The following is a 13553-nucleotide window of genomic DNA, read 5'->3' as shown; positions in this document are numbered from 1 at the left end:
GCTGTACGAGCCGCTGCCCGAGGGCGGCCGCGGCGGCGCCGCCGGGCTCGCGCGCTTCGGGGAGCGCTGGGAGCCGGGCTTCTCGGGCAGCGCGGGGCCGCGCTACCTCGGGTTCGTGACCGGCGGCGCGACGCCGGCGGCCGTGGCGGGCGACTGGCTGGTGGGCGCGTACGACCAGAACGCGGCGGCCGGCGGCGACTCCGCGGCCACCGACCTGGAGCGGGAGACGGTGGGCTGGCTGCGGGAGCTGTTCGGGCTGGGGCCGGAGCACACGGGCGCGTTCGTGTCCGGGGCGACCATGTCGAACGTCGCGGGTCTTGCCGTGGCCCGGGAGTGGCTGGGCGAGCGGCTCGGCGTCTCGGTCGCGGACGCCGGGGCCGGGGCGCTGGGCGAGGTCACGGTCCTGTCGGGGGCGGCGCACTCCAGCGTCTCCAAGGCGCTGTCGCTCCTCGGGCTCGGCCGCGACGCGCTGCGCGAGGTGCCGCTGCTGCCCGGGCGGGAGGCGGTGGACGTCGACGCGCTGGCCGACGCGCTGGCGGAGCTGGGCGGCCGGCCGGCGGTCGTCGTGGCGAACAGCGGCACGGTCAACACCGTCGACTTCGACGACCTGCGGGCCGTCGCGGCGCTGCGCGAGCGGTTCCCGTTCTGGCTGCACGTGGACGCCGCGTTCGGCGCGTTCGCGGCGCTGTCGCCGGCGCACGCGCACCTGGTGGCCGGGCTGGACGCGGCCGACTCGGTCTGCGTGGACCTGCACAAGTGGCTCAACGTCCCGTACGACGCGGCGGTGCAGTTCACCCGCCGGCAGGACCTGCAGCTGCGGGTCTTCCGCAACGCCGCCGCGTACCTGGCGCAGCCGGGCGACGATCCGGACTTCGTCCACCTGACGCCGGAGAACTCCCGCCGGCTGCGCGCCCTGCCGGCGTGGCTGACGCTGGCGGCGTACGGGCGCGAGGGCCACCGGGAGGTGGTGGAGCGGAACGTCGCGCTGGCGCGGCGGTTCGGCGAGCGGCTGGAGAGCGCGGCGGGCGGCGCGCTGCGGCTGCTGGCGCCGGTGCGGCTGAACGTCGTGTGCTTCACGCCGGCGGCGGAGCCGACGCGGGAGCGGGTGGCCGCGGTGGCGGCGGCGGCCGCGGCCGGCGGGGAGGTGGTCGTGACGCCGACGGTGTACGGGGGGACGCACGGGCTGCGGGCGGCGTTCAGCAACTGGCGGACGGGGCCGGAGGACGTGGACCGGGCGGTGGACGCGCTGGTGGCGGCGGCGCGGGGGGTGTAGCGGGCGGCGCGGGTACGCGGCCGGGGGCGGCCCGTACGACCGGCGCGCGGCACCCGAGACGCGGGGGCGGTGGCGAGCGGGGACGTCCGTACGACCGGCGCGCGGCACCCGAGACGCCCGGCGACCTCACCCCGTCCCGGTCCCGGCCCCCGCGCTCACGCCCACGTCCACCGTCGTCCCCGGCCGCGCCACCCCCACCTCGCCGCCGAACCCCCGGCGCGCCGCGGAGATCGCCGCGCGCGTGTCGCCGCCCGGCCACAGGTGCGTCAGCAGCAGCCGCCCAGTCCCGACGCGCGCCGCGTGCCCGCCCGCCTGCCGCGCGCTGGACAGGTACGGGGCGTCCTCGGCGGGCACCTCCTCCGGGTACGTGGCCTCCGCGAGGAACAGGTCCGCCGCGTCCGCGAGCTCGGCGAGCGCCGGGCTGGGGCCGGTGTCGCCGGTGTACGCGAGGACGCGGCCGGCCGCGGTCAGCCGGAGCCCGGCGTTGGGGACGTGGTGCGGCAGCTCCCGGGTACCGATGCGGAACGGGCCGGAGGTGAACTCCGGCTCCGTCGCCGGGTCGAAGGCGTGCAGCTCGTACGCGCCCCGCAGCATCCCCGGGCGGTCCAGCGCCAGCACCGCGTCCAGCGCACCGGCCGGGGCGTACAGCGGCAGCGGCGGCGCCGGCGCGTCGGCCAGCGCGCGGGCGCGCAGCAGCGGGTTGAGGTCGGCGCAGTGGTCGGGGTGCCCGTGGGTGACGACGACGGCGTCGACGTCGCCGGGGCGCAGGTGCCGGAGCAGCCGCGGCATGACCGCGTACCCGGGGTCGAGCAGCAGCCGGTGGCCGTCGTGCTCGACGAGGTAGCCGCTGCAGGCGGCGTCCGCGGTGGGCCATGCCCCGCAGCCGCCGAGCACGGTGAGCTTCATGTGGTTCCTCCGGTGCGCACGGGGACGCCGTCGCCCCCGCCCGCCACCGTAGCGACCGGGCACGCCGCCGGCCCGGCCGGCCTCACCAGGCGATGTGCACGAGGAACCAGCCGGCGAAGCCCACCCAGACCGCGACGAAGACCGCCTTGCCCACCGGGGTGCGCACCCGGAACCACGCCCGGGTCCGCTCCGAGAGGGTGTCGCCCTCCTTCGGGGTCCGCAGCGCGACGATCTCCACCACGGCGCCGAGGGCGAGCAGCCCGCCCCAGATCCAGTCGGCCCCGCTCACGCGGGCCGCCCCTCGGCGGCGTCGGGCGGCGGAGCGGCCGACGCGGCAGGCACGGCGGGGGCCGCGTCCGCCCGCGCCGGGTACTCCGGCGGCCGGGCCCAGCCCAGCAGCACGCCGGCGACGAGCCGCAGCGGCTTCCACTCCTGCCTGGCCGCCCACTCCTCCAGCGCCCGGAACACCGCGTAGTAGACGGCGGTGACGAGCGCGGTGACCCCCGCGGTCACGGTCGTGGAGTCGGCGTCCACGCCGAATGCGCCGGCCGCGGTAACCACCCAGCCGACGAACAGCGGGACCAGGGTGCGTAACACAGAGATGTAGAGATTCACGATCAGATCCCCCGATCTGCGGCCACCCGGGTAAAGCGGCCTTCTCGACCGTGAGATGCCCGCACAACGGCCCCCCGAACCACCACCTGAACCCCCTGTTCCGGATCAACTCCCCGGGCGTGCAAGATTCCACGGCGGTGCTTGCGCGGCGCTCGCATCGGGGATGAGGAGGGAGACGCAGGGAAAAGCACGAGGGATTCGGCCACCATCCCGTCCCACCCCCCACGCGAAGGGACGAATGATGACCATCAAGGGCATCGACGTCAGTTCACACCAGTCCAGCAACTACCCCACGCGAGGCATGAACTTCGTCTTCGTCAAGGCGTCGGAAGGCCGCAGCTACGTCAACCCCAAGCAGGGCGCCCAGGCCGCGCACGGCCGCGAGGCGGGCCTGGTGCTGGGCTTCTACCACTTCCTGTGGCCCGGCAACATCACGGCCCAGGCCAGGTACTTCGTACAGAAGGCGAAGGAGAAGCCGGGCGACATGCTCGCCTGCGACTGGGAACACACGAGCGAGGGCACCGCCGCGAGCAACAAGGAGAAGGACGCCTTCATCCGCGAGGTGAAACGGCTCAGGCCGCGCCACAAGGTGCTGCTCTACTGCAACCGCGACTTCTGGCTCAACCGCGACACCACCAGCTACGCCGGCGACGGCCTGTGGATCGCCCAGTACAACGGCAACCCGGGCCACCCGGACATCCAGGCGAAGTGGCGCTTCCACCAGTACACGTCGTCGCCGATCGACACGAACATCGGCAGGTTCGGCTCGCGGGCGGCGCTGCGGTCGTGGGCGCGGGAGCGGTTCGACGCGAAGCTCACGGAGGCGGAGGCGGAGGCGGTAGCGGCCGCGGAGGCCGAGCACCCGCCCGCGACCGAGGACGGGGGCGGGGCCGAGGAGCCGATATCCACCTGACCCCCGGTTCGCGGGCATGCGCGCCCGCAAGGCCCCCAACCTGTTAGAGTCGCCGGGTGAGTTCTCCCGAAGCATCCAGGGTGGGGCTGTCGGTACGCCGGTAGCCCGAAATGCCACTCTTCTGCGATTCGCAGCACGCCCCTGCAGGCTGTGCTGATTTCGTTGAACTCTTCACGCATCCGAAGCACCGGTAGTGCCGACCGAGACGGCCCCTCTTTCCCTGTGCTTCGGAAGGCATTCTCGTGCCCCTTGTTCTGTACGTTCTTGCGCTCGCCGTCTTCGCGCAAGGCACCTCTGAGTTCGTTCTCGCCGGCCTGCTGCCGGACATCGCGAATGATCTCGACATCTCGCTCGGTCAGGCGGGGCTGCTGACGTCGGCCTTCGCCATCGGCATGGCACTGGGCGCGCCGGTGATGGCTGCCGCCGGCCGGCGGCTCCCGCCCCGTTGGACGATGAGCGGCTTCCTCGCCCTGTTCACCGTGGCGCACGTGGTCGGGGCCGTCGCCGGCAGCTTCGGCCTGCTGTTCGCCACGCGCGTCGTCTCGGCCCTGGCGAACGCCGGGTTCCTCGCGGTCGCGCTGTCGACCGTCACCCACATCGTCCCGCCCCGGATGCGCGCCCGCGCGCTGGCGGTCATCCTCGGCGGCACCACCCTCGCCCTCGTCGCCGGCGTACCGGCGGGGGCTCTCGTCGGTACCGCGCTGGGCTGGCGGGCGACCCTGTGGGCGATCGCCCTGGTCTCCCTGCCCGCCCTGGTCGCTGTGCTCACCGCGACCCCGACGCGTACGACACCGTCCGGCCCGGCAGTCCCGGGGCGGTCCCTCGCCGACGAACTGCGCACGCTGCGGTCGGCGCCGGTCCAGGTGAACATCGTGCTGGCCGTGCTGGTCAACGCGGCGACGTTCTGCTCCTTCACCTACCTGGCCGCCGTCGCGGACGGCCCGGCGGGCGTCAACGACACGGCGGTTCCACTGCTGCTGGGGGGCTTCGGAGTCGGCGCCTTCCTCGGCGTGACCACCGCCGGCCGGCTCGCAGACCGGAACTGGCCCCGGGTGATCGCGGTGTGCGGCCCGTTGCTCGTCCTCGGCTGGACGCTTCTGGCCGTCACGGTGGCGAGCGAGCCCGCGCTGTGGGTGCTGACACCCGTGCTCGGGGCACTCTCCTTTGCGCTCGGGAGCACCCTGATCGGCCGGATCATGGCGACGGCGACCGACGCACCGGCCATGAGCGGGTCGTTCGCCACCGTCGCCATGAACCTCGGCGCAGTCGTCGGGCCCGTCGCCGGCGGCATCGCGATCGAGCTGACCGGCGTCCGCGGCCCCCTCGCCGCCAGCGTGGTCCTCGCCGTCCTCGCGGTGCTCCTCCGGCGGGCCACGAGGCGCGCCACCGGGGAACGGACTCCGGTGCCGGGGCCCGTGGGCTGACCGCGTCGCGTCCACCGCGACCTCGTTGCCGACCGGCGGCTCCCGCTCGGCGATGACCGCCTGTAGCGGCTGCGGGCACGCGGGGTGCGGGGCGGCACGCGGTGGGATCGTCTGCGGAAGGGGAGTTGGGGCCGCCGTTCAGGATCGGCTCCGGTTTCGCTCCCGGTTGCCGTGCACAGAGCCCCGCACCGGTTGCGGTGCGGGGCTCTGGCGCTGGTCAGACTGGGTGGGCGCGGACGGGGTCGAACCGCCGACATCTGCCTTGTAAGGGCAGCGCTCTACCGCTGAGCTACGCGCCCGGGCGCGTGGACAGCGTACCGTGCCCCGCGGACGGCGCTCGACATCCGGGGGCACGGGGATCGTCACGGGCCGTGTGTTCGTTCGGCCCTGGTGGGAGAATGACACTCCAGGGGAGCGCACACCACGGAAAGGGGTCTCGTGGCATTCGGCGGAGGCGGAGGCGGCACCCGGCGGTGGGGCTGGGGAGACCGGGGTGACGGGGCGCGGGCGGAGGCGCAGGCGGCCAAGGACGCCGCCGCGACCGCGTTCTACGAGCTGGACACCGCGCAGCGCGACCTGCGCATCTCCGTGGAGACGATCGCCGCCGTCGACGACTCCCCCGCCGCCCGCAAGGCGACGGCGGACTTCGCCGCGCTGGGGCAGCGGATCGACGAGGTCAGTCACTCGTACATCACCGTCGTCGACTCCTACGACCTCGACCGCGACGACCTCGACCAGGGCACCGCCTCCCGGGCCCGGAACGAGCTGCAGCAGGCCACCAACGGGCTGGAGAAGGTCCGCTCCGACCTCAACCACTTCGCGCACGGCCTCGGCCCCCTCCTCGACCAGGCCGAGAGCCAGCTCGCCCGGCTCGCGCCCGCCGTGGAGCGGGCCCGGCAGGCGCTGCTGGCGGCGACGACCGCGCTGGACGAGGCGCGGGGCAAGGGCTTCCAGGCCGACGACCTCGCCGCCCGGCTCGCCGGGCTCGGACCGGAGCTGACCAAGCTCAACGAGGGCGCCGGGCGGCACGGCGTGCAGGAGACCATCCACCGCGCCGTCGGCGTGCAGCGCTCCGCCGAGCAGCTGCGCAGCGAGGCGGAGCAGCTGCCGCGGCGGGCCGAGGAGATCGACCGGCGCCTGGTCAGCCTGCGCACCCGGGCGCAGGCGCTCGCCACCCGCGCCGAGGGGGTCAAGCCGGTGCTCAGCGAGCTGCGCCGGCGCTTCGCGCTGGCCTGCTGGCGCGATCTGCAGGACGTGCCGGGCCGCGCCGCCCAGGCCGTCACCGAGGCGGAGCAGAAGATCGCCGACGCCGGCCGGGCCCGCCGCGAGCAGCGGTGGCCGGACGCGACGGCGCTGCTGACGAGCGTACGGGCGCTGCTGAACCAGACCGACGAGGCCGTGGACGCCGCCCGCGACCGGCTCCACCGCCTCGACGCGGTGGAGAAGGACCGCTCCGGCGAGGTGAACCGCACCCGCTTCGCCATCCGCGACGCGCAGCGGCTGGCGATGGCGGGCCGGGACCGCCCGGACCCGCGGCACGCGGGGCCGCTGGACGCGGCGGTCGAGCGCGTCGACCGGGCGGAGGCGGGGCTCACCGGGCGGCACCCGGACTACTGGAGCTTCCTTGCGGAGCTGGAGGCGGTCCGCGAGCAGGTCGCCGAGGTGGTCCAGGCGATCCGGGCCGAGCGCGGGGGCGGCGCCGCGCGGTAGGCCGCCCCCCTCCAGAACACCGTCGGGCCCACCCCCCGGCGGATGGGCCCCGGCCGCCGCGCGCGCACCGCCCGGGCAGCCGGTGCCGTACGGCCGGCCGCCTTCCCCGGCCGCGGCGATATGCTGTGCGCCATGCCCCGATACGAGTACCGCTGCCGCTCCTGCGGGTCGACCTTCGAGGTCAGCCGGCCCATGGCCGAGTCCTCCGCCCCCGCGGACTGCCCGCAGGGCCACGACGACACCGTCAAGCTGCTCTCCACCGTGGCCGTCGGCGGCTCCGCCGCCGGTGCGCCCGCGCCGCAGGCCGGCGGCGGGGCCGGGGGCGGCGGCGGGTGCTGCGGCGGCGGGTGCTGCTCGTAGCCGCGCGGCCCCGTGGCGTACGGGGTGTGACCAGGCGACTTGCCCCGGTATGCGGGCTGGGCGGATCCTGGATTACGGCACCGCCGTAAGGAGGTCACGCCATGACAGAACCGCACGTCATGGAGTCCCTACCGCATCCCCTGGCCGAACCGCCCAAGGGCGAGGTCGTCGGCAGCCGTGAAGCGCTCAAGGAGCGCGTCAACGTCGGGCGGCCCGCCCACCAGCACACCAGGATCGACGAGCATCTGCCCGTCGACCACCACCTCAGCAACGTCTACCGCGCGGGCGCGGGCCTCGTCGGCCTGTTCCTGCTGGTGTTCGGCGTCCTCGGCCTCTTCAACCGCGTCTGGTTCTTCGACACCGGCGGCGACGAGACCCTCGGGCTGAACACCAACGGCGCGCTGAGCACCCTGTCCATCGCCGTCGGGCTGCTGCTGCTCTACGGCATGGTCCGCGGCGGCAACTTCGCCTCCACGCTCAACATGGTCCTGGGCGGGCTCTTCGTCCTCAGCGGCTTCGTCAACCTGGCCCTGCTGGAGACGAGCGCCAACTTCCTCGCCTTCAAGATGCAGAACGTGCTGTTCAGCTTCATCGTGGGGCTGGTCCTGGCGACGTTCGGCATGTACGGGCGCGTCAGCAGCCGGCTGCCGCACGACAACCCGTACTGGCGCACCCGCAACGAGGGGCGGGCCGCTACCGGCGACGCGCCACGGTGAGGCCGTCGGCGACCGTCAGGAGCACCGAGTCCATCCGGGCGTCAGCGACGACGTGGTCGTTGAACGCCCGGATCGCCGCGGCCCCGCCCGTCGCGGCGGGGTCCACGACCCGGCCGTGGAACAGGACGTTGTCGACGACGATCAGCCCGCCCGGCCGCATGCGCGGCACCAGTTCCTCCCAGTACGCGACGTAGCCCTTCTTGTCCGCGTCCAGGTACGCCAGGTCGATGTGCGGCTCCGCGGGCATCTCCTGCAGCGAGTTCAGGGCCGGGCCGAGGCGCAGCTCCACGCGGTCCGCGACACCGGCCTTCTCCCACGCCTCGCGCGCGTACGCCGTCCACTCCTCGGAGACGTCCAGCGCCACCAGCGTCCCGTCCGGCGGCAGCGCCTGCGCCATCGACAGCGACGAGAAGCCGGTGAAGGTGCCCACCTCCACGACGTGCCGGGCGCCGGCCAGCCGCACCAGGAACGCCAGCAGCGGGCCCTGCTCCTGCGCGGACTGCATGCTCGCCGAGTCCGGGAAGCGGGCGTGCGTCAGCTCGACGAGGTCGCGCTGCACGGCGTCCAGCGGCGGGTTGTGGTCCAGCACGTAGCGGTACAGGTCCGGTGTCTGGTCGGGGCGCTTGTCCCGGCCCGCGGGAGAGGGAGTGGTCATGGAAGGCATCCTGCCATCTGCCGCAGTATCCGCTCACCGGCGGCCACGCCGTGTTCGGCGAGCGCGGTGACGTGCGGCGCCGTCCAGCCGCGCGCGGCCAGTTCGCCGTGGCCGGGCCGCCAGGCGCGATCGGCGGCGCGGAGGAGGTCGGTGTCGAGGAGGGAGTCGCCGGCGGCGAGGACGGGGCCGGTGCCGCCGGCCCGCCGGACGACCTCCGCCACCGCCGCGCTCTTCGTCAGCGGGCGGGGCACCGCGTACACCTTGCGCCCCTGCGCCGACACGGACCAGCCCCGCCCCTCCGCCCACTCCCCCAGCTCCTTCAGCCACTCCTCCGGCACCGCCGCCCGCTCCACCACCAGGTACGCGAACAGGTCCTCGGCCGTACGGAGCTTGCGCAGCCACGCCGGGTCCGCGGCCCGCTCCAGGTGCGCGCGGACCTCCGCCAGCGGCGCGCTCCCGGCGGCCAGCTCCCGCCCCACCCGGGCCCGCCAGCCGGCGTCGGCCTCGCCGTCGACCAGCAGGTGGCCGCCGTTGGCGCAGATCGCGTACCGCGGCGGCGGGCCGGGCAGGCGGACGCGGGCGTACTGCTCGCGGGTGCGCGTCGTCACCGGTACGAAGCGGGCCCGGCCGGCCAGCTCGGCGAGCAGCGCGGCGGCGGCCTCGGTCATGAAGGACAGCGGCCTGCCCTCGTACACCTCCACGCACAGCAGCCGCGGCGCCGCCGCGTCCGGCATGTCGAGGGCGAGGGCGGCCGGCGAGTAGATGAGGGTGCGGTCGAGGTCGCTGGCGATGATCGTCATCGGGCCCGCCCTCCGGGGGCGGCGGCGCGGGCCGTCGCCGACGTGCCGTCGGTGCCCGTCGCGCCGCGGGTGTACCGCGGGTGGATCAGCCCCACGCACGTGTACGGCAGGTCGTCCGCCTCCTCCACCGGCACCCCCCGCTGCTCCGCGAGCAGCCGCACGTGGTCCAGGTCCGCGCCGGCGCCGCGCCGCGCCAGCACGCGCCACGGCACCCGGCGCAGCAGCACGCGGGTCGTCTCGCCGACGCCGGGCTTGACGAGGTTCACGTCCCCGATCCCGTACGCCTCGCTGATCCGCTCCACCGCGGCCCAGCCCGCCCACGTCGGCTCGCGCTCGGCCGCGGCCGGCATCGGACGGACGCCGGCGGGGTCGGGGAAGCGGGCGGCGACGGCGTCGAGGAAGTGGCCGGAGAGGTCGTCGGCGGCCAGCTCCCGGTAGAACTTCGCGCCGTGGTAGTCGGCGGGGCCGACGAGGTCGGCGCGGAGCACGGTGCGGGATATCAGGCCCGAGACCGTGGAGTTGAGGCAGGCGGAGGGGATGAGGAAGTCCTCGCGGGTGCCGTACGTGTCCACGCAGCGGCCCGGGTCGGCGAGGACGGCGAGCCGGGGGTCGAAGGCGGGGAAGCCGCGGAGCGCGGCGGCGAGTTCGCGGGCGATGGCGCCCTTGCCGGTCCAGCCGTCGACGAAGACGACGTCCGTGGGGTCGTGGTGGGCGGCGAGCCAGCGCAGGGCGGTGGTGTCGATGCCGCGGCCGCGGACGATGGAGACGGCGTAGTGGGGGACGTCGAGCCCGTGGGCGCGCCGGGCCCAGCGGCGCATCAGGACGCCGACGGGCGTGCCGGCGCGGGCGAGGGAGACGAGGACGGGGGTGGGCGACCGCTCGGCGAGCACGGTCTCGGTGACCGTGGCGACGGCGTGGGCGATGCGGTCGGCGGTGGCGTCGAGGGCGGTGTGGAAGAGGCGTACGTAGTCGGGGCTGGGCTGGTACTCGACGGGCAGCGACTCGGCGTAGTGGGCGCCGCCGCGCTGGATGGCCTCCTCGCGCTCCTCGGTGGGGGCTTCGAGGGCGACGGTCGAGAGGTCCTGGAGGAGCCACCCGACGTCGTCGGGGGCGTAGGAGGAGAAGTCGGGCCCGCGGAGCGGGTCGGCGGGAGCCGCCGCGGCGGGTACGGAGGAGGGGATCACGGCGAGGAGCACCTGGGGGGTGTGCGGGGCGAGCGCGTCGAGGAGCCCGCCGGGGGCGTGCAGGGCGGGGGTGTCGGCGGCGGAGTCGGTGACGGCGACGACAGCGTCGTAGGCGTCGGCGCCGGTGATGTTGTAGGCGTAGCGGGTGCCGTGGGGGGTGTCGTGCGCGGGGAAGGTGAGGCGGCTGCGGATGGCGTAGCCGGGGTGGTCGACGGGGAGCACGGGTGAGCGGGTGGTGGAGGAGAAGCGCACGTGGGCGCGGGTGTCGGCGTTGCTGAGGAGGTCTTCGAGGGCGGCGGCGAGGCGGAGGGGTGCGTACATCAGCTCTTCGGTACCGAGAACGAGCACGCGGGGCCGCTGCGCGGGGCGGGCGGGGAGGTCGAGGGCGTCGGCGATGCGGGCGGCCATGGCGGGCAGGGCCGCGTCGAGCCGCTCCCGGTGGTCGGCGGTGAACCCGTGCCGCCCCCCGTCGGGCAGCCCGGCGGGCCACCGAAGCGCCACACGCCGCACGGCGCCGGGGGTCGTTCCCCAACCCCGCCCCTCCCCGAACCTCAGGGGCTCCGCCCCCGAGACCCCCGAGGCGCCGGACGCCGACGCACCCGCACCAGGCGGGGGCTCCGCCCCCGAGCCCCCCGGGCCGCCGGAGGCGCCGGGCGCGGAGACGCCCGCACCGGACGGGGGCTCCGCCCCCGGGCCCCCCGACACACCGGGACCGGTAACGGGGCCGGAGACCGTGCCGGGGCCACGGCCGCCGGCCGTGGCGCCCGGCGTCCCCGCGGCCTGCCACACCGGGGGTGCCGCCCTCCCCGCCTGGATCTCGCCCGCCGCGGCGCGTCCCCCGCCGGAGGCGCCGGGCGCGGAGACGCCCGCCTCCGCCGTGACACCGTCCTGCTCACCCGGCGCTACCGCTCCGACCGAATCCGCCGTACCCCGCGCAGCGGACCCCACGCCCGACGTGCCCCGAGGGGCATCCTCCACCGGGCCCGCCGCGCCGCCCCCGTCCCGCTCGCCCCGCGACGCCGCGCCCGGCGTGCCCGTGGAGGGCGGGTCGTGTTGGGTCACCAGCTCCGCGCCCCTGGTCAGCACATCCGGTGGCAGCCGTACCGTTCCCGACGTCAGCGACACCACGTCCACCCGCGTGCCCAGCTCCGCCGCCGATTTCTCCAGCGCCCTGCGGTCGTCCGCCGACCGCATGTCCGTCAGCGCCGCGACCACGTACCGGGCCCGCGGGCTCGCCGCGTGCAGGGCCGCGATCGTGTTGCGCAGCGTGCGGCCGGTCGACAGCTCGTCGTCCACCAGCACCAGCGGGCCGTCCCCCGTCAGCAGGCCCGGGTCCGCCGGCAGCAGCAGGTGCTCCGTCGCGTGGCTGTGCTCCTCCTCGAAGCCCGCCGCCCTGCCCGCGCCGGGGACCTCGCGGCGGGTGGAGTGCAGGTACGCCGCCGCGCCCAGGCCGTCCGCGACGCAGTGGCCGAGGCCGGTCGCCGTCTCGGCGTAGCCGAGGACGACCGCGCGGGCCGCGGCGGCGGGGCCCAGCAGGTCGCGGGCGAGCCCGCCGAGCCGCAGGCCCGCGCCGAGGATGCGGGACGGGTGCTGCGGGATGTGCTTGCCCAGCACGGTGGAGACCAGCAGGTGCGCGCGGCGCGGGTTGCGGCGCAGCGCGAGGCCGACCAGGTCCCGTAGCTCCGGGGGGCCGGTCAGCTCCACGCCGAGCCGGCTCTCCACCCACTCCCCGGACCACGTCGCCTCGTCGGCGCGCACCTGCTCTCCGGCGCCCATCAGTCGTCGCCCCGGTCCGCCGCGGCCGCCAGCAGCTCCACGAACGTCGTCTCCTCCCGCGCCACCCCGAACGCCCGCGCCCGCCGCAGCGTCCGCTCCGCCCACGCCCGGTGCGGCTTGGCCTCGTTCATCTTGTTCGTGTACGCGGACCGCATCACCCCGCCCCCCGCGCCGTCCTTCCGCAGGATGTCCCTCGCGTCCACGTACTCCTCGTGGCTCACCACCGACAGCGCGTGCACCGGCGCCACGTGGCTGGGGTGGATGCACGTCTTGCCCTGCAGCCCGTTGGCGCGGTCGAGCGAGATCTCCCGCAGCAGGCCGTCCATGTCGTGCTCGATGAGCGCCGCCCGCAGCTCCTCCGCCCGCCCCGCGGCGAACGGGCTGCTGCGCAGCTGCGGCTTGAACAATCGTTCCTGCTGGCGGAAGTACTCCCACACCGGCCCCGTGACCGTGAAGCCGCTGCCGTCGGCCCGCCCGAAGACGTTGACCACGTCCCCGATCGCCGCCGCCACCAGCTGCACGTCGTACGCCGTCATGTCCGGCGAGCGCCGCAGCCCGTACGCCGCGCAGAAGTCGGTGACCCCGAGCCGCACCGCCAGCACCCGCTCGCGGTACTGGTCCAGCACCCGCGCGATGCCCCGCAGCGCCCCGGCCCGCGACTCCAGGTGCAGCACCTCCGGCGACTCCACCACCGGCATCGCGTACAGCCGCCGGCCGACCGGCCCGACCTGCTGCTCCGCCTTGATGACCGCCTCCAGGAAGGCCGTCCCCTGCACCGCCGTGAACTTCGGCAGCACGAACCCCGACAGCAGCCGCGCCGCCGGGCCGAGGCGGGAGACGAGGTCGGGTATCTGCCCGGCGTCGCGGGTGCGGACGAACAGCAGCGGGAGGGCGCCGTCGGCGCCCTGCCGCTGCAGCTCGCGGAGCTGCCGGACGACGTTGGCCTCCGCGTCCGGCACCTCGTCGTCGGCTATGGAGTCCTCCAGGCACAGCACCATCGACACCACCCCGCGCGCCGCCTGGCCGCGGATGTCGCGGGCCAGCTGCGGGCGGGTGGCGGGGCTGTAGAGCGTCGCGCCGAGGGCGGTGGCCAGCTCGGCGGCGGGGGCGTCGGCGGTGAACTCGGCCGGCTCGCGGTGGAACAGCGCGGCACGCACGTCCGGGGAGACGTGCCCGAAGTGGCGCATGCGGTGCTCCCTCGGGTTGGGCGGGCGAAGGGGG

13 protein-coding genes and 1 tRNA gene are annotated in these 13553 nt (G+C 75.5%); 6 read left to right on the top strand and 8 right to left on the bottom strand.

Going from position 1 to position 13553, the window contains the following annotated elements:
* Positions 1-1273, top strand: a 1273-nt coding sequence (locus ABD317_RS09675) for a pyridoxal phosphate-dependent decarboxylase family protein (protein ID WP_344289388.1), incomplete at its 5' end; no start/stop codon positions are given.
* 126 nt (positions 1274-1399) lie between these two features.
* Here the strand turns inward: ABD317_RS09675 and ABD317_RS09670 are convergent.
* The 3 genes from ABD317_RS09670 to ABD317_RS09660 form a co-directional block, all read right to left on the bottom strand.
* Complete coding sequence (locus tag ABD317_RS09670) at positions 1400-2179, bottom strand: MBL fold metallo-hydrolase (RefSeq protein ID WP_344289387.1); 780 nt, start codon at positions 2177-2179, stop codon at positions 1400-1402.
* A gap of 82 nt (positions 2180-2261) precedes the next feature.
* Positions 2262-2468: a hypothetical protein gene (locus ABD317_RS09665; RefSeq protein WP_027755871.1), complete on the bottom strand. Its 207-nt coding sequence runs from the start codon at positions 2466-2468 to the stop codon at positions 2262-2264.
* The gene (locus ABD317_RS09660; protein WP_344289386.1) at positions 2465-2794 is read right to left on the bottom strand and encodes a hypothetical protein; all 330 of its coding nucleotides are present in this window, start codon (positions 2792-2794) and stop codon (positions 2465-2467) included. The genes ABD317_RS09665 and ABD317_RS09660 overlap by 4 nt, the downstream gene beginning before the upstream one ends.
* 241 nt (positions 2795-3035) lie before the next feature.
* On the opposite strand from ABD317_RS09660, the gene ABD317_RS09655 reads away from it, so the two are divergent.
* Both ABD317_RS09655 and ABD317_RS09650 read left to right on the top strand, forming a co-directional pair.
* Entirely contained in the window at positions 3036-3707 is a 672-nt protein-coding gene (locus tag ABD317_RS09655; protein WP_344289389.1) for a GH25 family lysozyme, read from the top strand.
* A 242-nt stretch (positions 3708-3949) separates the two neighbouring features.
* Positions 3950-5131 carry a Cmx/CmrA family chloramphenicol efflux MFS transporter gene (locus tag ABD317_RS09650; protein WP_344289385.1) on the top strand — a complete coding sequence of 394 codons (1182 nt, stop codon included), beginning with the start codon at positions 3950-3952 and terminating at the stop codon, positions 5129-5131.
* Positions 5132-5358: 227 nt separating this feature from the next.
* On the opposite strand, the gene ABD317_RS09645 is transcribed toward ABD317_RS09650, so the two are convergent.
* A tRNA-Val gene (locus ABD317_RS09645) sits at positions 5359-5430 on the bottom strand.
* 139 nt (positions 5431-5569) lie between these two features.
* Between ABD317_RS09645 and ABD317_RS09640 the strand changes: the two genes are divergently transcribed.
* From ABD317_RS09640 to ABD317_RS09630, 3 genes are all read left to right on the top strand, one after another.
* On the top strand, positions 5570-6841 hold the full coding sequence (locus ABD317_RS09640; protein WP_344289384.1) for a hypothetical protein: 1272 nt from the start codon (positions 5570-5572) through the stop codon (positions 6839-6841).
* 132 nt (positions 6842-6973) lie between these two features.
* Positions 6974-7201 carry an FmdB family zinc ribbon protein gene (locus tag ABD317_RS09635; RefSeq protein ID WP_027755875.1) on the top strand — a complete coding sequence of 76 codons (228 nt, stop codon included), beginning with the start codon at positions 6974-6976 and terminating at the stop codon, positions 7199-7201.
* Between the two features lie 101 nt (positions 7202-7302).
* Positions 7303-7917, top strand: coding sequence for a DUF4383 domain-containing protein (locus tag ABD317_RS09630; protein ID WP_344289383.1), 615 nt, complete (start codon positions 7303-7305; stop codon positions 7915-7917).
* On the opposite strand, the gene ABD317_RS09625 is transcribed toward ABD317_RS09630, so the two are convergent.
* Genes ABD317_RS09625 through ABD317_RS09610 form a run of 4 tightly spaced genes read right to left on the bottom strand, consistent with a single transcriptional unit; the run spans position 7895 to position 13519 of the window.
* Positions 7895-8572, bottom strand: a complete 678-nt coding sequence (locus ABD317_RS09625; RefSeq protein ID WP_344289382.1) for an O-methyltransferase — start codon at positions 8570-8572, stop codon at positions 7895-7897. The genes ABD317_RS09630 and ABD317_RS09625 overlap by 23 nt on opposite strands.
* Positions 8569-9372: an HAD family hydrolase gene (locus ABD317_RS09620; RefSeq protein ID WP_344289381.1), complete on the bottom strand. Its 804-nt coding sequence runs from the start codon at positions 9370-9372 to the stop codon at positions 8569-8571. The genes ABD317_RS09625 and ABD317_RS09620 overlap by 4 nt, the downstream gene beginning before the upstream one ends.
* Positions 9369-12332 carry a phosphoribosyltransferase gene (locus tag ABD317_RS09615; protein WP_344289380.1) on the bottom strand — a complete coding sequence of 988 codons (2964 nt, stop codon included), beginning with the start codon at positions 12330-12332 and terminating at the stop codon, positions 9369-9371. The genes ABD317_RS09620 and ABD317_RS09615 overlap by 4 nt, the downstream gene beginning before the upstream one ends.
* Entirely contained in the window at positions 12332-13519 is a 1188-nt protein-coding gene (locus ABD317_RS09610; RefSeq protein ID WP_344289378.1) for an HpcH/HpaI aldolase/citrate lyase family protein, read from the bottom strand. Before ABD317_RS09610 ends, ABD317_RS09615 begins: the two co-directional genes overlap by 1 nt.
* Positions 13520-13553: the final 34 nt, after the last annotated feature.

The organism is Streptomyces synnematoformans (assembly GCF_039531005.1).
GTDB lineage: Bacteria > Actinomycetota > Actinomycetes > Streptomycetales > Streptomycetaceae > Streptomyces > Streptomyces synnematoformans.
This window is presented reverse-complemented; position numbering and strand designations above follow the sequence as displayed.